The 21,286-nt window shown below is 34.1% G+C and carries 9 protein-coding genes; all 9 read left to right on the forward strand.

What is annotated here, in order from left to right:
• The first annotated feature begins 64 nt into the window (after nt 1-64).
• The 9 genes from GXM17_RS00960 (at nt 65) to GXM17_RS01000 (ending at nt 21,152) form a co-directional block, all read left to right on the forward strand.
• Nucleotides 65-4,123 (forward strand): two-component regulator propeller domain-containing protein, encoded by a 4,059-nt coding sequence (locus GXM17_RS00960; protein ID WP_163397420.1) that lies wholly within the window; start codon nt 65-67, stop codon nt 4,121-4,123.
• Between the two features lie 612 nt (nt 4,124-4,735).
• Entirely contained in the window at nt 4,736-7,873 is a 3,138-nt protein-coding gene (locus tag GXM17_RS00965) for a SusC/RagA family TonB-linked outer membrane protein (protein WP_163397421.1), read from the forward strand.
• An 11-nt stretch (nt 7,874-7,884) separates the two neighbouring features.
• Nucleotides 7,885-9,435 carry a RagB/SusD family nutrient uptake outer membrane protein gene (locus GXM17_RS00970; RefSeq protein WP_163397422.1) on the forward strand — a complete coding sequence of 517 codons (1,551 nt, stop codon included), beginning with the start codon at nt 7,885-7,887 and terminating at the stop codon, nt 9,433-9,435.
• A gap of 19 nt (nt 9,436-9,454) precedes the next feature.
• Entirely contained in the window at nt 9,455-10,282 is an 828-nt protein-coding gene (locus tag GXM17_RS00975) for a hypothetical protein (RefSeq protein ID WP_163397423.1), read from the forward strand.
• A 40-nt stretch (nt 10,283-10,322) separates the two neighbouring features.
• Complete coding sequence (locus tag GXM17_RS00980) at nt 10,323-11,384, forward strand: fasciclin domain-containing protein (protein WP_163397424.1); 1,062 nt, start codon at nt 10,323-10,325, stop codon at nt 11,382-11,384.
• 214 nt (nt 11,385-11,598) lie between these two features.
• On the forward strand, nt 11,599-15,123 hold the full coding sequence (locus GXM17_RS00985) for an alpha-L-rhamnosidase-related protein (RefSeq protein ID WP_163397425.1): 3,525 nt from the start codon (nt 11,599-11,601) through the stop codon (nt 15,121-15,123).
• A gap of 1 nt (nt 15,124) precedes the next feature.
• The gene (locus GXM17_RS00990; protein WP_163397426.1) at nt 15,125-17,686 is read left to right on the forward strand and encodes an endo-acting ulvan lysase-like protein; all 2,562 of its coding nucleotides are present in this window, start codon (nt 15,125-15,127) and stop codon (nt 17,684-17,686) included.
• A 61-nt stretch (nt 17,687-17,747) separates the two neighbouring features.
• Nucleotides 17,748-20,015 carry a glycoside hydrolase family 3 N-terminal domain-containing protein gene (locus GXM17_RS00995; RefSeq protein WP_163397427.1) on the forward strand — a complete coding sequence of 756 codons (2,268 nt, stop codon included), beginning with the start codon at nt 17,748-17,750 and terminating at the stop codon, nt 20,013-20,015.
• Nucleotides 20,016-20,018: 3 nt separating this feature from the next.
• Nucleotides 20,019-21,152 (forward strand): glycoside hydrolase family 88/105 protein, encoded by a 1,134-nt coding sequence (locus GXM17_RS01000; RefSeq protein WP_163397428.1) that lies wholly within the window; start codon nt 20,019-20,021, stop codon nt 21,150-21,152.
• Nucleotides 21,153-21,286 lie beyond the last annotated feature (134 nt).

Consider the following 21,286-nt stretch of genomic DNA (forward strand, 5'->3'; position numbering starts at 1 on the left):
TAATATTTAATAGAAATATTTTTTACATTGCTAGCCCTTTACATTAGTTAATAAAAGCTTTACAATGCCTAAATTTTCTGTATTATTAATTCTTTTTTCATTTACATGGAGTAGTTTTTCGCAAAACGAAATCTACAAGTTTAAACATTTTTCAACTTCCGAAGGTCTATCTCAGTGTTCTGTAATGTCGATCATTCAGGATAATTTGGGGCAAATGTGGATAGGTACCAGAGATGGTTTGAATAAATATGACGGTTCGGAATTTACAGTGTTTAGACATCTCAAACATGATTCGAAAACTATTAGTAATAACGATATCAATACCTTAGAGCAAGATAGTGAAGGGTTTATTTGGATTGGAACGGCCTTGGGTTTAAACAAATACAACCCCAAGGATGATACTTTTATTTCTTATTATAGTAATGATAGTACCACTTCTCTAATAGATAATGTTATTTGGAAAATAAAAGAATTATCTAATAAAGAATTGTGGATAGGAACTCCATCTGGTCTATCAATTTACCATCGGGATACTAATTCATTTAAATCTATCTTACAAAATGAGCAAATACTATCCATTTTTGAAACAAACAAAGGCGTTGTTTTCATCGGCACTAAAAAAGGGTTAAAACAATTGATGGGCATATCGGAAGGGAAGTATCTTTTTAGAACGATAAAAGGCACCGAAAATCTGAATATTCAGGATATAATACAAAATTCGAATGGTAATTTATTATTAGGAACCAGAACCCAAAGTGTATTAGAATATAATAGTAATAAAGATGAATTGACACCTTACTTTAAAGGGGAAGTACTACAAGAAAAAAATGAAAATGTAAGACAACTATTGTTTGATAATGCCGGAAAACTTTGGATTGGTACCTATAAAGGAATTAAAATTGCGGATAGAACTAAAAGTAAAAGAAGTTTTACCACCAATATTAATGACAACGAAAGTATTAGTGACAATTTCATTAGAACTTTATTTAAAGACAAAAAAGGATCAATATGGATTGGAACTTATAATGGAGGTATTGATCTTTGGGATAAAGCAAATGTTAATTTTATTAATATTACTCAAAAACCAGGTAATTTAGGTTTAGGATTTAAAGTGGTGAGTTCTATAGCTGAGTATAAAAATTTTTTATTTTTTGGAACAGAGGGAGGTGGGATTACAGTACTAAATACAAAAAATAAAGAGTATAATTACATCAATACTAGTAACACTCCTGCTTTAAAAAGCGATAATATAAAAACGTTATACATTAGTAAAGATGATAATCTGTGGATAGGGACTTTTGAAGATGCTTTTGTAGTTTATAATCTAAAGACAAAAAAAATAGAAGACAATCCTTTACATCAAAAATTACTATCATATTTGAGTGGAATTGGTGTATATGTTATAAAGCAAGATAACAATGGCGATATGTTACTTGGAACCATTGGAAAAGGATTAATTAGGTATTCTATTCATACAAAATCATTTCAGATAATTGATAATGAAACCAAACCCATAGGATTATTAAATAATATTATTAGAGCCATTTTGGTTGACTCTAAAAATAATATTTGGGTAAGTACAATTAAAGGTTTAAATGTTATTACACCGAAGGGAAAAATTAAAAAGTTTTTTTTTGACAAAACAGTAAGTAAAAGATATAGTGTTAATACTCTTTTTGAGGACTCTAAAGGAACTATTTGGATTGGCACTGAAGGAGACGGCTTATATAAACTTGATAAAAAAGGTCTTAAATCAATAGATTTGAAAATTGGAAATACAAATTGGATAATTGGGATAAGAAGTATAGTAGAAGATAAAAAAGGAAACCTTTGGATAAGTACAGTTAATCAGGGAATTATTAAATATAATCCAGTTAAGCAAAGTATTTTATCACACTACACACAAAAACAAGGGCTTATAAGTAATCAATATAATAATAACTCAAGTCTGCATTTAGGAAATTCTAAATTCTTTTTTGGAGGCCCTTCCGGAGTTGTTTATTTTGATTCTAATCGGTTAATTAAAAATTACTATTCGCCTCAAGTAGTAATTTCTGATTTTAAAATTAAAAATAAATCAATTTCTGTACATGACTCAAATAAATTACTCTCTAAAACAATAACTTTCACTAAAGAGATTGAACTTTCGTATGAGCAAGGTAATTTTAATATTATTTTCTCTATTCCAAACTTTATTAATACCAGTAGCAATCGTTATCAATATAGATTAAGAGGATTAGAGCAAGATTGGAATGAAACGAGTCAAAACTCGGTGTTTTATACCATTCAGAATCCCGGAAATTACGTTTTTGAAGTAAAAGGTGTAAACAATGACGGAGTATCAACTGGTAAAGCAACTACATTAAAAATTAGAGTTAATCCTGCACCTTGGCGAACTTGGTGGGCTTTTTTAATTTATGGTGCGCTTATTTTTTTCGCTTTATATTTTTTACTGAATATTTTAAAGTCAAAATCAAACTTGAAACATCAACTAGATTTAGAGAAAATAGAATCGGAACAAGAAAAAGAGATAAATGCGGCTAAACTAGAATTTTTTACCAATATATCCCACGAGTTCAGAACTCCATTAACACTTATTTTAGGTCCCTTACATCAAATCCTTGAAGATTACAAGGGAAGTAGTACGATGTATAAGAAATTAAGAGTTATCGAAAGTAGTGCCAATCATTTGCTACAACTCATTAATAGATTAATGGATTTTAGAAAACTAGAAAGCAATCTAATAAAGCTCGAAACGGCAGAAGGAAATATTGTAAAATTTTTAAAAGAAATATATTTATCCTTTACAGAGTATGCGAAAGATGGAAACTATGAATATACTTTTGACGCACCTGCTGAAGAAATTTTAGTTTATTATGACCGATATAAATTGGAACGTGTTTTTTATAATTTAATATCAAATGCATTTCGATATACGCCTAAAAATGGAAAAATAGGCATAAGAATTTTACAAAATAAAGGAGAAATAACAATACAAATTGAAGATTCGGGTGTAGGAATAGCTACAGAATACCAAGATAAAATTTTTGAACGATTCTTTGAAGTATCTGTAAATAATAAACCCGATAATGATTATAATAAAGGAACTGGTATTGGTTTGTCAATTGCAAAAAATATAGTGGATTTACACAAAGGGAGAATTACCGTACGTAAAAACATAAATAACATAGGATCTATTTTTTCGGTAACCCTTTTATTAGGAAGGTTACATTTAGCAGATTCGGAAATAATTCCTGATTTTAAATTTAGTGATGATTTATCACAATATGTTGATCAATTAGATATTGAACCTGTAGTGCTTGAAGAAGATGTACTTGATAGAGTGGTGCAAATAGAAAAGCCAACCATATTATTGGTTGAAGATAACAAACAACTACGCAAATTTATGCGCAATCTGTTAATGGATAATTACAATATTTTGGAAGCAGAAAACGGTAAAGTGGCTTTTGAAATGGCACAAAAAGAGCCAATAAATTTAATTGTTAGTGATGTAGTCATGCCTGTAATGACAGGTACTGAACTTTGTTCTATGATTAAAGAAGATATAAAAACAAGTCATATTCCTTTGATACTATTGACTTCGCGTTCCTCGCTCATATATAAATTGGAAGGTTTGGAAACGGGTGCGGATGATTATATTAGTAAACCTTTTAATGTAGTTGAATTCCAGCTACGAATTAAAAACTTATTGAGTGCAATAACGCGATTAAAAACGAAGTTAACTTCAATTGAATCCTTAAAAGAAGATGAAGTAGTTTTATCTTCTTTAGATGAAAAACTATATAAAAAAGCATTAGAAATAGTTGAGAAAAATATTGGTAATGAGTTGTTTGATATAAATATGTTTTCTGAAGAATTAGGTGTGAGTAGAACGGTTCTATTCCGAAAAATAAAAGCTTGGACAGATTATACACCTAATGATTTTATCCAACATATACGATTAAAAAAAGGTGCTCAACTTCTCGAACAAGGAAAAATTAATATTTCGGAAATAAGTTATAAGTTGGGATTTAAAAATCCAAAGTATTTCAGTAAATGTTTTAGTAAAAAATATGGTAAAACGCCAACCGAATATGCTAAAACATTTTACACCTCTTTTTAAATAAGAATATATTTGGAGTTCAGATAAGTCATTTTAAATAAAATTTAATTGAGGTATAACTTTCGGTTTAGAAGGTTATACTTTTTTTATCTTAAAATATTTGGTAATTATAAATACGGCCAAAAACAAGAGAAAAAGGATACTTTTAACTCCCATTTTGATACTTCTAAGCACTTCTTATCAACTACTTTTACACTTCATTCAATTACAATTTTAGTTTTGATTTAATTCTATTATTGAAAAAAATATAAATTATTTAATTACAAAATGAATTTCAAGCATACAAAATTTTTAGAAGTAGTGTTATTACTATTTATTGTTATACTTTTTTTAATGATATTCTATTTTATTTAGATAATCCTAACTCCATTTATCTATTGTGTCCAGAATTAACTTTTCTTTTTATAAATACTAGGTTTTTTTATTTTTTTCTGTTAAAAAACCTGACAATATTTAAAAAAAGTAATTTTTTTTACTTCTAACCGTATAAAGCAGGACAGAGAGAATGATGAGATGCTGTAAAATTGTATAAAAGTTATATTATTGATGTCAAAATTATCAAACTAATAATATTAACTAATTATTATTACTTATATGTTAAAACCAAAACTAATGAAGAAACAACAAACCAAAAAAAAACGTAGAGTTTCGGGTTTAGGATTAATGTTGATTGTGTTTTTTACATTATCTGCTATTAATCTGCATGCTCAAGACAAAGTTACAGGAATTGTTAAAGACGCTACAGGATTTCCAATTCCCGGTGTGAATGTTAATCAGGTCTCAAGTACAAATGGTACTGTTACTGATGGAAATGGTAGTTATACAATCGTATTGCAACCAGGCAATAAGAAATTAGAGTTTTCTTATTTAGGATTTGAAACAAAAGTATTAACTGCTACAAACGGAACATTAAACGTAACATTAAAAGATGCAGCAAATGAATTAGAAGATGTCGTAATTATTGGATATCAAAAAGTAGAAAGAGAAAAAGTCTTAGGATCTATCTCCAACGTGAAAGCAGAGTCTATTGAGAAATCAGCTCCTGTTGATGCTTTGCAGGGTATCCAAGGAAAAGTTGCGGGAGTTCAAATTTTAACAAACAATGGACCAGGTGAAGGTTTTGATATTAAAATTAGGGGAATCGGTTCTTTTAATGGATCTAACGGACCTTTGTACGTAGTAGATGGGCAGCAAACTTTTAATATTGATAACCTTAATCCGAATGATATTGAAAATTTAGAAGTACTTAAGGATGGAGCCACTACTGCTGTGTATGGGGCACAAGGAGCAAATGGTGTTGTGTTAATTACAACTAAATCTGGTAAAAAAGGAGAGCTTAATGTAAATGTTTCGGCAATAAGCGGTATGAGTGAGCTAGTGGGGGCAGTACCAGTTGCAAATGCTAGACAACGAATAGAGATGGAGCGAGCGCTAGACCCCACTTTGGTTAATGTTAATAGATTAGATTCGTTAAGTTTAGGTTTTCGAAATTCCCCAGATAACCAAGCTTTAATTTCAAGAGCAGCTTTAAGACAACAGGTTAATATTGCATTGAGTGGTGGAGGTGATAAGTCAAAGTTCTATTGGAACACAGGTTATCTTAAGCAAGAGGGCGTGGTACTTAATAGTGATTTTAAAAGAATCAATACACGTTTGAAATTAGATTTAACACCTTCTAAAAAATTTAGTGCTGGTGTGGTAACCAATTTGACATATGAGCAAACGAATGGTATTAATTCAGGCCAAGTTTTAGGAAATTCACTTAATCGTATACCTTATATTCCTATTTATGAGCCTAATGGTGATTTATCTCCAACTCCAACAGGATATAATGGTTCTGCGAATCCCGTTCAACAACTATTACTACGTGAATCATTACGTAAAAATTACACTTTTAATGTTTTTAATTATGCTGAGTTCAAAATTTTACCTCAGTTATCAATTAGATCTACTTTGGGTGTAAGTATGGGTTACGATAAACGCGAGGGATTTGCTCCAACAGATCTCTTGGTAGGTGGTGGTCTTGCACCAGATTCGCGTGCAACAGCTAACGAAACGCATTCCCTTACTACAAGTTTGCAACAGGATAACTTCCTAAATTATCTTCAGAAATGGGGAAGACATAGTTTATCTGCATTTGGTGGTATGCAAATTCAATCTTCAAGAGCTGAAATCCTAGGTGTTAGCACATCATTGGCTAATAATCTAATCGAAACCATGAACAATGCCGATTTGAATTTCTTTATTCCAACTGATGCGACTGAAAATTATGATTTAAGCCAATTTTCTTTGTTTACCGGAGTAAATTACGATTTTGACAATAAGTATTTAGTAGGAGCTACTATACGTCGTGATGGATCTTCTCGCTTTGGCCCAGATAACCGATTTGGTTATTTTCCATCCGCTTCCTTAGGTTGGAGAGCAAGTAAAGAGAGTTTCTTAAAAGAAGTTGAGGTGATTGATAATTTATTGTTTAGAGCTAGTTACGGAGTTGTTGGAAATGATAGAATTGGTAGATTTGAATATTTGTCTAGTTTAGAACCTCAAGGTTATTATAATGGTGTACAAGGTTTTGTTCCTGTAACATTTGGAAACCAAGATATTAAATGGGAAGAAACGGCTTCTAGTAATATTGGTTTTGATTTAGGCATGTTTAACAGAAGATTGAATCTTACAGTTGATTTTTGGCAAAGAGATACTAAGGATTTATTAGTAAATACACAACTTCCAGAAGAATCAGGATTTTCTACAGCTCGAGAAAATAATGGACTTATCAGAAATAAAGGTATAGATTTCGCTATAAGCGGTACAATCATAAATAAAAAAGATTTTACATGGAATGCTAGTTTTAATATAGGAGTTTTGGACAACAAGGTATTAGAGCTTGATACTCCTATTATAACTGGTGTTTCGAGAATCGAAGAAGGACAATCAATAGGTAATTTTACTGGATTTAAACAAAATGGTATTTACCAATATGATGAATCAAATGCTTATGATCCATCGACTGGAGCACGTTTATATCCTAATTTTGATGCCAACGGTTTCTTTTTAGGAACATACAATACTTCCGCAGGACAGACGTATAATGGTCCTATTAGACAATTGGTACATGAAGCATCAGGAAACGTCTTAAAAGGAGGAGATTATATTTGGGAAGATACCAACAACGATGGAAAAATCAATACTGATGACACCCAAATTTTAGGAAATGGTTTAGCGACCGTGTATGGAGGATTAACTCAAGACTTTAAATACAAAAGATTTACGTTAGGTGTGCTATTTGACTATAGTTTTGGTAATGATATATACCGTCGCTATGATCATGATCGAAATAGTTTTAGAGCTAATACGATTACTCCTGCACCAGATCGTATAGATCAAGCTTGGACCAACCAGGGGGATATCGCTACTTACCCAATTATAGCTAGTGCCGCTAACCGTCCTCAAAACCGATTTGATTTTGCGACTAATACTGCAAATAGTTTATATATAGATGATGGTAGTTTTATTAAGTGGAGATATATTCGATTGGGATATGGATTTTCTAAAGAAGATTTAGATAGATTCAAAATTGGTTTGAAAGCTTTTACGCTTAACCTTCAGGTAAACAACATCATGACATGGACTAATTATCAAGGCTATAATCCAGAGTTTGGTACTAGAGATAGTGCCTTGCAACCTAGTGTGGATAATTTAAGATATCCTAGTGAAAGAGAAGTTCTATTGAGTTTAAACTTACAATTTTAAGAATTAAGATTATGAAAATATTTAAAATAAAAGCGGCTGTTCTATTGCTATCGCTAGGAATGCTATATTCTTGCGACGATACTTTAGAAACAGAACCAGAAAGTTTTGTAACACCAGATTCGTTTTACAAAGATCAAACAGAATTAGATATTGCTTTGGCTGGAGTTTATGATGGTATGCAAAATACCTACAATGATGCTAACAGTATATTTGGAGAGTTTCGCTCAGATAGCTATGCACCAGCACCCTCTTCTACCAATGTTTCTAGGAGTTCCTTTCATAATAGTACTATGGATGCAGCTGATGCTACTTTGAGATGGACCAATTTTTATAAAACTATTGACAGAGTTAATAGAGTAATAATTTCGGCTGAAGCATTGCAAGGAGTTGAGCCTAATACTTTAGGAGAGGCCTATGCCATTCGATCAAAAGTATATTTTGATTTAATTCGTATTTGGAAAAACGTACCCTTATTATTAGAACCAATCCAAACACCTGCAGAAGCTTATAGACCTGTTACCTCTTACGATAAAATCTTGAACGAAGTGGTTCTTCCAGACATGAAGCGTGCAGAGCTGTTGATTTCGGATGCTCCTTCACCATATAATTTTTCCAAAGCTAGTGTTTTTGCTCACGAAGCAGAAGTATACATGTGGATAAAACAAGAAGCAGAGGCAGAAAAAGTTTTAGAAAAATTAATTGCGCTTAATGCCTATACTTTGACTACTACACCGCAGGCCTGGCAAGACATGTTTTACTACCAACCACCAACCACAGCAATGCCAACTGCGCCGGGTAAAATTCAAACAGGATCGGAGCTTATTTTTTCAATTCGTTATGATGATACTGATACTACTCCGTCAGGAATGTGGAATGCGTATGTTACTGGATCGACAATTACAGTAATTTCACCTTTAGTTGAAAATAAATGGATAGAAAGATTTCCTATTGATGAATTGCAATGGAATGCTAAATATCCAAATACACCACCAGCATTAAGTAGAACAGAAGTTATTGGAGGTGTTGTTACTACAACACCTTTGTACGGAGATTGGAGACAATTTGCTTCACGTGATAGAGGAGATTTTGAAGTAGGTATGGGACCTAGTATAATCGGAGAAGCGAGACTTTACAAATGGACAAAAGATCGTTCTAATTTGCAAGTAAACTTGGATAGAACTGATGTTGTGATGTATCGATATGCTGACGCGTTATTATTATTAGCTGAAGCGAAAATTAAACTTGGTAAAGCAGATGCCGCGAAGGCGTTAATTGATCAAATTCGTGTGGCTAGAAAATTACCTCCAGTAATTGCAGAGGAATTTGGAACAACTCAAGATCAACAAATTAACTATTTGTTAGATGAACGTCAGTTTGAATTGATGGGAGAAGGAAAACGTTGGTGGGATTTAATAAGAAATGATAAAGCTTTGGAAATTATGAATCCAATTTTAGAAAGTAGAGGTGCAAATCCGTTAACTCAAGATCGTTTGTTTTTTCCAATTTATCAAAATCATATTATCGAAGCTTTAGGTGCCTACAAGCAAAATGAAGGATGGTAATTTAAAAAAAATATAGCTTATGAAAACACATATAAAATTAATAATGGCTACTTGTTTTGTAGCGGCTCTAAGTTCTTGTACATTGGGTGTACAAGATGAGTTTAACTACGAATCTGAAACCTATAGTGAGGTAGATCCCTATGAGAACATGACTGCATGGGAGTATATTCAACTAAGAAAATCAAATACAATTAGAGATAGTCAAGGTCGATTTAAACTAGTAAGTAATACAAGTGTATATGGTGCTAGTGGAGATGAATTGGATTTAATGATTGCCGCTATAAAACGCGTTGGATTTGAGGATTTGTATCAGCAAACGGCAACCAATGGAAGAACTTATTTATTGTTAAATAATAATGCTTTTACAGGAAATACAGATCGTGATATTGTTAAATCAATTACAGGTACACAATTAGCGGATAACTCCACTTTAAATCCAGATACTTATTTTGATAATTGGACTCCTACACAGCTTAACCTTTTAAAGGCAATCTTGAAGTACCACATTGTAACTGATTTTGTTGCGCAAACACCTACAATTCCAACATTTGGAGTAAATGTATTATTTAAAACATTATTACCAAAAGTAGAAGTTGATGCAGTTGGAGCGCCTGTTAGTCTTTCTACTGAAATGTCTGACATAGCTTTTTACAGAAATCCAGATGCCAGAACAACGCTTGTAATTAACGATCCGTCGTCTCCTTTACCAGTTACAGCCAACACCTTGGCTTTTAATGAAAATGTAAGAAGACATAATTATGTTTTTAATAATGGTATTGGCCATTACTTAAATGAAATGGTAAGGTATCAACCCTATGCATTATACACTAATTTGCCAATTAACTAGTGTATTTTAACTACGAATATTCATACATAACTTTAATATTATGAAAATAAAAAAATATTTAAAAACATCATTTATCTTCCTTTTTACCTGTAGTTTGTTGGTATCTTGTAATGTTGATGAAGTTGATGTAACTAGAAAACCGTTTGTACCGGGTGAAGTAGAAAACCCTGAAACTATTGCTCAAGTTATTATTAAAGATCCTAACTTTAGCATATTGGAAAGTCTTATGCGCAGAATCGAAGCGGCTGCAATTAATCCATCAGGAAGGATAATAACCAATTTGAACGTACCAGGCAATAACACCGTATTTGCTCCTACTGATGCGGCTTTTACTGATTTTATGCAGGCTAATAATATAACTGATTTAAATAAATTACCTATTGAATTGGTTACAAGCTTAGTTTATTACCATATTAAAACGGGTAAATTTTTAACCACTGATTTAACCACTGGGTTCGTACCAACTCAAGCTACACGAGGAACGGGGACTAATTTAGTTTACTTAAGTATGTATATTAATACAAATAGCGGAGTCGTTTTAAACAATACAGCTAAAGTAGTTTCATCAAATACAAATGTTAATAATGGTATTATTCATACAGTAGATGCTGTTGTAAAAGTACCAACGGTGCAAGATTTGATTGCTCTGAATCCAGAGACTTCAAGCTTTGCTGCAGCTGTTGTGCGCGGCGACACAGATTTAGCAACACCTGTAGTTGGCGATGCTATTGCTAATACAAGCGCATCGGTAACTGTTTTTGCACCTAGCAATACTGCTTTTATTAATGTACTTACTGAATTAGGTATTTCGAGTATTCAAGATCTTCCGACTACACAAGTTGCTAATATTACAAAAATTCATGTTGTAAGCACAGTGACAACGACCCCAGCTATTAGTTCCAATTTATTTGTTTCGAGAACCAATGCAAAATTGCAAACCATTTTAGCAGGTACTCCTGGTCAAATTAATTTTAACGGAACAACACGTACTATTAAAGACCAAAGAGCTCGTACGGGTAATATTGTGCCTTTAATTGATATACAAGGTTCAAATGGAGTGCTGCATACACTTGACAAAGTATTGTTACCATTAACCTTATAAAGCAATAAGACTATAAAATTTTTTATTCTATTTAAGTAGGGATAAACAATAGTAATTAGTTAAACTCCCCACTATAAAGTTCTTTATAGTGGTGAGTTTTTTATATGCCTTTTGTGTAGTTATGAAAAAGAAATTTTTCATTAAGACGCATATTTTATATACTCTTTCTTCCTATAGATAAAGGTTGAAGTTGATTTAAATTAAGATACTTATAATGTACAAAAAAAGCCTTCTAACTGTTTTACTAAGTTTTGTTCTTGTTACTGCTAATGGTATTTATGCCCAAAGCCAAAACAAGAACAATAAACCGAATATCATATTTATCCTCACGGATGATCAGCGCTTTGATGCCATTGGTTACGCAGGAAATAAATATGTTCAAACTCCTGAAATGGATCGTTTAGCAGCTACTGGCTCTTATTTTAATACAGCAATTGCTACCACACCTATTTGTGCTGCAAGTAGAACTTCGATTTTGACTGGTTTGTATGAACGCTCGCATAATTTTAATTTTCAAACGGGAAATTTAAGAGACGAATATATAGCAAATTCATATCCAGCCGTTCTTAAAAATAACGGTTATTACACCGCTTTTTTCGGAAAATATGGAACCCGATACGATCATTTAGAGCAGCAGTTTGATGTTTATGATTCATATGATAGAAATACAACCTATAAAGATAAAAGAGGGTATTATTATAAAACTATAGGAAAAGATACAGTTCATTTAACACGTTATACAGGCCAACAGGCTCTAGATTTTTTAGATAAATCGGAACATGACATACCTTTTTGCTTGTCATTAAGTTTTAGTGCTCCACACGCCCATGACCCGGCAGAAGAGCAATATTTTTGGCAACCAGAATCTGATAATTTATTAGCCGATATAAGCATTCCGGGACCAGAACTAGCTGGTGATAAATATTTTAAAGCATTGCCTAAAGAAGTTCAGGCAGGATTCAATAGATTGCGTTGGACTTGGCGTTATGACACGCCCGCAAAATACCAACATAGTTTAAAAGGCTACTACAGAATGATTTCTGAAATCGATACAGAAATTGCAAAAATTAGGAAAAAACTAAAAGAAAAAGGATTAGATCAAAATACCGTAATCATTGTGATGGGTGATAATGGGTATTTCTTGGGCGAAAGACAATTAGCAGGAAAATGGTTGATGTATGATAACTCCATTCGCGTTCCTTTAATTATTAATGACCCAAGAGTCAAACAACATCAGGATATCAACGAGATGGCACTCAATATTGATATACCAGCTACCATAGCTGATATAGCAGGTATTAAAGCGCCACGATCATGGCAAGGAAAAAGTTTGTTGCCATTAGTAAAACAAGAAACCGATAGCATAGGCAGAGATGCCATTCTAATCGAACACCTTTGGGATTTTTCAGAAATTCCACCGAGTGAAGGGGTTCGTACCAAAGATTGGAAATATTTTAGATATGTAAACAATAAAAGGGTGGAAGAATTATACCATCTTTCCAAAGATCCTAAAGAAACCAAAAATCTTATTAAGGATAAAAAATACCAAAAAATTGCTGCTCAATTAAGGGCTAAGTTAGAGGAATTAATAAAAGAAAACAGTAATAAATACCGCACACCACCTACAGATTTAACGGTAGAACTAATAAGAGATCCTAGCGGTAGCGTTAAGGTTTTGGATACAAAACCAGAATTTGGATGGACAGTTCCTGTTACATCTAGTTTCCAATCGGCGTATCAAATTCTAGTAGCTTCTTCCAAAGAAAATATTGACTTGAATGTTGGCGATGTTTGGGATAGCAAGCAAGTTCGTTCTTATCAATCGACTAATGTCGAATATACAGGCAAAGCACTCGAAATAGGCAAAACTTATTTTTGGAAAGTTCGTATTTGGGATGAAGAAAACCGTCTAGTTGATTATTCGCAACCACAACAATTCACTACAGCTAACAGCGATTCCTATATGCTTTCGACAGAAAACAAATATATAGTGGACAAAATCAAACCTGTAAAATTTGAAAATCGTGGCGATTTCTATTTTATTGATTTTGGGAAAGCTGCTTTTGCAACTATGGACTTTAATTACAATGCTAAAAATGCCCATACTTTAACCATCAGAATTGGAGAAATGGTAGAAGGGAATAGGGTAAACCAAACGCCTCCAGCCAAAAGTAGCATTCGCTACCAAGAAATAAAATTGGAGGTAGTGCCAGGCAAAACCAAATACCAAATTGCGATAAAAGCAGATAAAAGAAACACCTTGCCAAACAAAGCCATCGCTTTGCCAAATGGAGTACCTGTTTTAATGCCTTTTAGATATGCTGAAATTGAAGGCGCTCAAGAACCTATTTTGGCTGTTGACGTAGAACAATTGGTATATCATACTTTTTGGGATGAAAAAGCGAGTAGTTTTAAGAGCAACAACGATATTTTGAACCAAGTTTGGGATTTGTGTAAATATTCTATCAAAGCCACTACTTTCAATGGTTTGTATGTCGATGGGGAAAGAGAACGTATTCCATATGAAGCTGATGCTTATTTGAATCAGTTGAGTCATTACACCACGGATAGAGAATATGCGATGGCAAGACGTACCATAGAATATTTTATGGAAAATCCTACTTGGCCTACCGAGTGGCAACAACACGTAGCCTTGTTGATTTATGCCGACTATATGTACACAGGGAATACCGAATTGATTCAACGTTATTATGAAAAGCTAAAACATAAAACGCTTTATGAATTATCAAATGAAGAAGGCTTGATTACTTCAACCAAAGTAACACCTGAGTTCATGTACAAGCTAGGGTTTAAAGAAGGTTATACCAAACCATTGACCGATATCGTAGATTGGCCGTTGGCTAATTTTAATGGTAGTAAAACCAAAGGAGAACACGATGGTTTTGTGTTTAAACCCTATAGTACTGTAATCAATTCTTTCTTCTATGAAAACATGAAGATTATGGCGCAATTTGCCACACTTCTAGGAAAAGCAGAGGAAGCCTTGGATTTTGAATACCGTGCTGCCAAAGTGAAAAAAGCAGTAAACGAACAAATGTTTGATAAAAAACGTGGCGTTTATATAGATGGAATTGGGACTGACCATGCCTCTTTGCATGCCAATATGATGCCTTTGGCCTTCGGACTTGTACCAGAGGAGCATTTAAAAACGGTTGTGGAGTTTGTAAAATCACGTAGTATGGCTTGTAGCGTGTATGGTTCACAGTTTTTAATGGACGGATTATACAATGCTGGTGAAGCCGATTATGCTTTGAAATTATTAGCCAGTACCGACCAAAGAAGTTGGTACAACATGATTCGCATAGGTTCGACAATTACTTTAGAAGCTTGGGATTTAGAATTCAAAAATAATTTAGACTGGAATCATGCTTGGGGTGCTGTGCCAGCCAATGTTATTCCGCGTGGACTGTGGGGAATCAAGCCTAAAACGGCTGGATTTGGTATTGCCACCATCAAACCTCAAATGAGCAATTTGAAATCTAGTGCAATTGAAGTACCAACGGTTTTAGGAACCATTAAAGGGAAATATACTTTCAACGGTCAAAGGTTACAAACCTATGAGATTGAAATACCAGGCAATATGGTAGCCGAGTTCTCCTTGAATCATCTTGCAGGTAAAGATTTGATTCATAATGGTGAAAAGGTACCAACTGCATTTCAAACCATCCGATTGACTCCAGGGAAACACAAAATTGAATTAAAAATAAATTCTTTTTAAAATGAATACGTTAGTTAAATACATAATAGTACTACTATTGGTTTTAAATGGTGCAATGGCATTCGCTCAAAATCAGCAACGCCCTTTTATTTGGGTGAAGCAGGAGGAAAAAGCTCCACTTTTAGATAAAATCAAAAACCAAGCTTGGGCTAATGCTTTTTACAAAGAGTTTAAACAAAGAGTGGATAAAGATATTTTGTTGTATAAAAAATCGCCTGAGGATTTTTTGAAGCAAATTCCTTTTGATTGGTCCAAACAAAAAGCGGGTAGTACACCGCCCTTAAAGCGTTTTGAAGATTCTGTGGATGAAAACAATACAGACCGTTCGCTCCAAAACAAATTTTTGCAAATTGGTATCGATTGTGGTGTGTTGTATTTTTTGACCGATGATAAAAACTATGCGCAATGTGCAGTAGATATTCTCAATGCCTATGTTGAAGGATTACTCCAAATCCAACCGTCGACCGAAAAAGGAAATGGAGGTTGGTTGTATCCTTCTGACCATTTAAGAGAGGCGCGAATCATTGGCGCACAATTGCCTATTATTTATGATTTTGTAGCAACTTATATTGATAAAAATAAAAAAGCCTTTTCTATTGGCCTCAATAAAAACTCCAATTTTTCTGTTGAAAACGCGCAAAAAGTTTTTGAAACGTATGCAAAATTAGCGGTTGAACACGGTCATACAGGCTCTAATTGGTCGGTATTGGAATCGTTTAGCTTGGTACAAAATGCGTTGGCTTTGAACGATGAAAGTTTGAGAAAAAAATATTTGGATTTTTATTTAGTAAAAGGCACAGAACAACAGGACGCTTTGCCCGATGTGGCTCATAAATATAAAAATGATGGTGATGTATATCCTGAGACTTCGCAGTATTCAAATGGAGTAGCGGAGTTTACCACTCGAATGTTGCTTCTTTTGGATCACTATAATCCTAATTTACATTTGGGTCAAAAATATTATAAGATTCCATTTTCGTTAGACCGTTGGAATAGCATTCGTTATCCAAATGGCGAAATCATCCGTTTTGGTGATGGGCATCGCCGTTTTGAAGCGCCTTATGATGCCTATGATATGGCCTACTTATTGGGAAAAAACGAAGGTATTGCCAAATTGACAACAAAATTTGGTCCCTTAGTAACAGAAGGAATCCAATCCGAAAAATACGATAGAGCCACAGTAGGCAAACGTTCTGGTGGTATTTCGCCTTATTTCACCCCTTTACAATTATTGTGGTTGGAGGATATTAAAGAAACTCATGATGTCAATCAAACGGCTTTAGCAAGAACAGACCAATTTTCACATGCTGGTGTTTTTTTACAACGCAATCTAAGTACTACCAAAAATCCTGAAGATGGTCTAATGTGTTTTGTGGGAGGAGGGCAGATGGTACATGGTCATGCCAGTGGTATGGACATGGAATTGTATGGATTGGGACAAGTTTTAGGAGTGGATAATGGTCGTGGCGCATACCGCACCGATTTACACGAAAATTATTCCCGATTATTTGCAGCACACAACACCGTTGTAGTTAATGGCGCAAGCCAAGGCGAAGGGGATTGGGTTAATCTGGGAATTAATAGAACCCAGTTGGTCACTATGGAACCTAAGCCACTTGAAACAGCACTTTCTCCTAATTATTCCTTCACGAGAACGAATTTTTTAGACGATAGAGGAGACAAGGCCGAAGCGACTCAAGAGCGTACGTTGGCACTGGTAAGAACTTCACCTACCACGGGCTATTATGTAGATGTTTTTCGTTCTAAATCGGCTTTACCTAATGAATACCACGATTATTTGTATCACAACATTGGGGATGAATTACAGTTTTTGAACAAAGACCTTACCCTTAAGCCCGATGAAAATCGTTTCCAAGGGAATGCCAATGTGAAATACATTTACAACAAAAACTATAGAAATCCAGGATGGCATTTCTTTAAAAAGGTAGCATCATCTGAGGTTTATTCCAAAGATGTTAGTGCCACTTTTGAACTTACAAAAATAGAGGATAAAAAGAACCGATATATGCATCTTTTTATGCTGGGTAATACCAATAGGGAATATACCAAAGTGATGGCACCGCCTACTTTTGAAGCTCCAAAACCCTATGATAAATTGCCTACGCCAACACTCGTTGTTCGTCAAAAAGGAGAAGCTTGGACTAATCCATTTGCGGTCATCTACGAACCTAGTTTTGATAAAAAACCAGATAATGGAATTCAAACTCTAGAAAAACTGGAAACAGCTGGAGTTTTTAAGGGATTCAAAGTGATTAGTAATATCAACGATAAAACCATTACACAATACATCATCAACCAAGCCCTTGATGCGGTTTATGAGGATAAAGATTTAGGACTTGTTTTTGAAGGCGGTTTTGCAATTATTACGATGAATCAAAACGATAAATTGGAAAAAATTTATATAGGGGATGGTAAAAAACTAACAATGGATAAGGTAACGATTACTACTAAAGATACTAAAAGTCTCGGTGCTTATATTGATTTTACCACACCAGAATACCAAATTAATGCAACGGATAATGCAATCCTTAATTTGAAATAAGAAGATGATTTTACCATCGAAATAGTTTCTAACGATTACATTTTAAATAATTCTATACCGAATGAAAAAAATATTTTATTTACCCTTACTCAGTTTAACGGTTATTTTTCAGTCCTATGGACAGACGAAAGACACCAAACGATATAAAAATGCTTCTTTATCCGTGGATGAACGCGTAGAGGCTTTGTTGCCTTTGTTGTCTTTGGATGAAAAGGTGGCTCAAATGCGCCTTTTTCATGCTAATATAGGGGTTGAAGCTGATGCCAAAGGAAATTTGAAACTCTCCGATAAGGTTGTCGAAAAATTAAAATTAGGTACAGCTGGAATTAAAAATCCAGCCGAACATATGGAAGCTTTGGCAGCTGCCAAATTCAATAATGCCCTTCAAAAATATATTATCGAGCACAACCGTTGGGGAATTCCAGCATTGTTTGTAACCGAATCCTACAATGGAGTAGATGCTGAAGGTTGTACTAAATTTGGAAGACCAATGACCTCTGCGGCTTCGTTTAACCCAAGTTTGGTCAATAGTGTTTGGGATGTAGTAGGGAAAGAAGCGCGTTTGCGTGGGATGCACATGTGTCATTCGCCTGAGGCCGATTTGGTTCGTGACCCTCGTTTTGGACGTATGTCGGAAGCTTTTGGAGAAGATACTTATTTAACTACACAAATGGTAACCAATGCTATAAAAGGAGTGCAAGGAAATTATGATGGACTAGTAAAAGGAACCCATATTGGTGCGGTAGCCAAACATTTTGCAGGATACGGTCAAGTTTTGGGAGGTACTAATTTTGCAGCGATTGAAATCTCTGAGCGTACTTTGATTGACGAAATTTATCCTCCTTTTGAAGCAGCTGTAAAAGAGGCTAAGACATTAGGGATTATGGCTTCTCACGGAGATTTAAACGGAATTGCAAGTCATGGAAATCCTGAATTATTAACGGGTGTTTTACGTGACCAATGGGGGTTTAATGGTTATGTAGTTTCGGATGCCAATGACATCGGACGTTTGCATTATTTTATGAAAGTGGCTGAAACTCCTGAAGCGGCAGCTTTGATGGGATTAACCGCTGGAGTAGATATCGATTTGTATGCTGAAGATGCTTATGCGTTACTTCCTGGAATGGTGAAGAAAAATCCCGAAATTGAAAAACTAATCGATAGAGCGGTAAGACGTGTTCTAAGAACCAAATTTATTTTGGGTTTGTTTGATAATCCATATGTTAACATTTCAAAAGTAGAAAAAGGAGTTCGTGCTAAATCTTCTTTAGAATTGGCCAAAGAAGCCGATTTAGAATCGATTATTCTACTTAAAAACGAAGGGAATGCCTTGCCTTTGGATAAAAAGAAAAAGTTGAAAATTGCACTTTTAGGCCCAATGGTAAAAGAGAATACCAAGGTGATGTTTGAATCGGTTGCGGGTGAAAATGCATCATTTGTAGCGGAGAAAGGCTTTAATTTAACTGATGGCAAAAGAGATATACCTACTTTATTACCACGAAATCCTCAAGCTATCGATAAAATGATTGGATTGGCTAAAGATGCCGATGTTTCTATTTTATTTTTAGGTGGTGATGAATACACTTCGAAAGAGGCTTTTTTTAATGGCGCTATCGGAGATAGAGCAACCATAGATCCTGTAGGAGCACAAGATGAATTAGTCGAAAAAATCAAAGCTACTGGAAAACCCGTTATTGTAGTATTGAAACACCGCAGAACCTTATCTATCAATGTGATTTCTGAACAAGCCGATGCTATTTTAGATACTTGGGATTTAAGTGAATTTGGTGACGAATCTACCGCTAAATTAGTTTTTGGAGAAATTTCGCCATCGGGTAAATCTCCTGTGACAGTACCTAGATCGATTGGGCAAATCCCTTTTCATTATAGTATGAAAGAGATTAATTATAAAAAAGGCTATTTGTTTCTTAAAAATGGACCGCTTTATCCATTTGGTTTTGGCTTGAGTTATACAAATTTTGAATATTCAGATATAAAAATTTCTGCTAATGAAATCACTCCAACTTCTGAAATTGAAGTAAGCGTAACTATCAAAAATACGGGAGCTGTAAAAGCAAAAGAAGTGGTTCAAATGTATATCAAGGACGAAATTGGTTCAGTAACTAGACCTGATAAAGAATTAAAAGGATTTGAAAAAATTGAATTAAATCCAGGTGAATCTAAAGTCGTAAAATTTACAATTACTCCTAAAATGTTAGAATTTACAGGACTTAAGATGGACAAAATTTTAGAGGCAGGAGATTATACCGTGATGGTAGGAACCTCTTCCCAAGACTATTTAAAAACAAACTTTAAACTTAAAAAATAAAAAATGGCAATCAAGTCGATAATCAAATCAGTAACGCTAGCAGCAGTAGTTAGCTTTTCAGTTTGCGAAAGTGCATTAGCTCAAAATGTTTTTGATCAATCAAAAATAGAAACCTCCATGGTACGTGCCTTAGAATGGCAAGAAGCACATCCTATCATGGCTTTAGCTCCGACAGATTGGACCGTTGGGGCTTATTATACTGGGGTGGCCAGAGCACATGCAACCACTAAAAATCAAATTTTTGAAGCAGCACTCAAAAATCAAGGGTATAATAGTGATTGGCAAACTTACAAACGTGTCTTTCATGCCGATGATGTGGCTATTTCATACAGTTATTTGTATATAGATATGACTTTCAAAAGAAAAGATTTTGTGAATTTAAAACCAACAGAAGATTTTCTAAAAGCGCATATTGTAGAGCCTAATAAATGGTCGGATGGTACGTCGAAAAACAAAGACGAAAATATTTTGTGGTGGTGGTGTGATGCTTTGTTTATGGCTCCTCCCGTAATTAATTTATATGCCAAACATACCAATAACGAAACTTATTTAGACTTGATGCACAAAAATTATATGGATGCTTACAACAAGTTGTATGACAAAGAAGAACGATTGTTTGCTAGAGATGGACGGTTTATTTGGACGGGTTCTGACAAGGATATGAAAGAACCGAATGGTAAAAAAGTATTTTGGTCTAGAGGGAATGGTTGGGTGATTTCAGGCTTGGCTTTGATTTTGACTGATATGCCTGCAAATTATAAAAACCGCCCTTTTTATGTGGATTTGTACAAAGAAATGGCAGGAAGAATTTTGGAGTTACAAACCAAAAGTGGCTTATGGAATACCAGTTTATTGTGTCCTGAGACCTATAATCATGGCGAAGTAAGCGGTAGTGGTTTTTATACTTATGCTTTGGCTTGGGGAATTAATAATGGCTTGTTAGAAAAAGACAAATATTTGCCTGCTGTTAAAAAAGCTTGGACAGCATTAACTAAATGCCAACATAAAGACGGAATGATTGGCTGGGTACAAAATATTGGAGCTTTTCCAGAACCAGCTTCTGAAGGAAGTTGGCAAAACTTTGGGACTGGAGCTTACTTATTAGCCGGTAGCGAAGTGATGAAATTGCAAAAATAACGGTTCTTTTAAATAGAACTGGCTATTAGAATCTGCCGAAGTTTGTATGAGATTTCGGCAGATTTTTTTTATTCATAATAGGGATTGAATTTAATTTTAATTATACGACTTTAAAATTATTAATCAGGTAAAGT

The organism is Flavobacterium fluviatile, from assembly GCF_010645065.1.
GTDB lineage: Bacteria > Bacteroidota > Bacteroidia > Flavobacteriales > Flavobacteriaceae > Flavobacterium > Flavobacterium fluviatile.

Excerpts from the sequence above, each read along its gene's own strand:
- GXM17_RS00960 (WP_163397420.1), top strand. The coding sequence starts at position 65 with ATGCCTAAATTTTCTGTATTATTAATTCTTTTTTCATTTACATGGAGT.
- GXM17_RS00965 (WP_163397421.1), top strand. The coding sequence starts at position 4,736 with ATGAAGAAACAACAAACCAAAAAAAAACGTAGAGTTTCGGGTTTAGGA.
- GXM17_RS00970 (WP_163397422.1), top strand. The coding sequence starts at position 7,885 with ATGAAAATATTTAAAATAAAAGCGGCTGTTCTATTGCTATCGCTAGGA.
- GXM17_RS00975 (WP_163397423.1), top strand. The coding sequence starts at position 9,455 with ATGAAAACACATATAAAATTAATAATGGCTACTTGTTTTGTAGCGGCT.
- GXM17_RS00980 (WP_163397424.1), top strand. The coding sequence starts at position 10,323 with ATGAAAATAAAAAAATATTTAAAAACATCATTTATCTTCCTTTTTACC.
- GXM17_RS00985 (WP_163397425.1), top strand. The coding sequence starts at position 11,599 with ATGTACAAAAAAAGCCTTCTAACTGTTTTACTAAGTTTTGTTCTTGTT.
- GXM17_RS00990 (WP_163397426.1), top strand. The coding sequence starts at position 15,125 with ATGAATACGTTAGTTAAATACATAATAGTACTACTATTGGTTTTAAAT.
- GXM17_RS00995 (WP_163397427.1), top strand. The coding sequence starts at position 17,748 with ATGAAAAAAATATTTTATTTACCCTTACTCAGTTTAACGGTTATTTTT.
- GXM17_RS01000 (WP_163397428.1), top strand. The coding sequence starts at position 20,019 with ATGGCAATCAAGTCGATAATCAAATCAGTAACGCTAGCAGCAGTAGTT.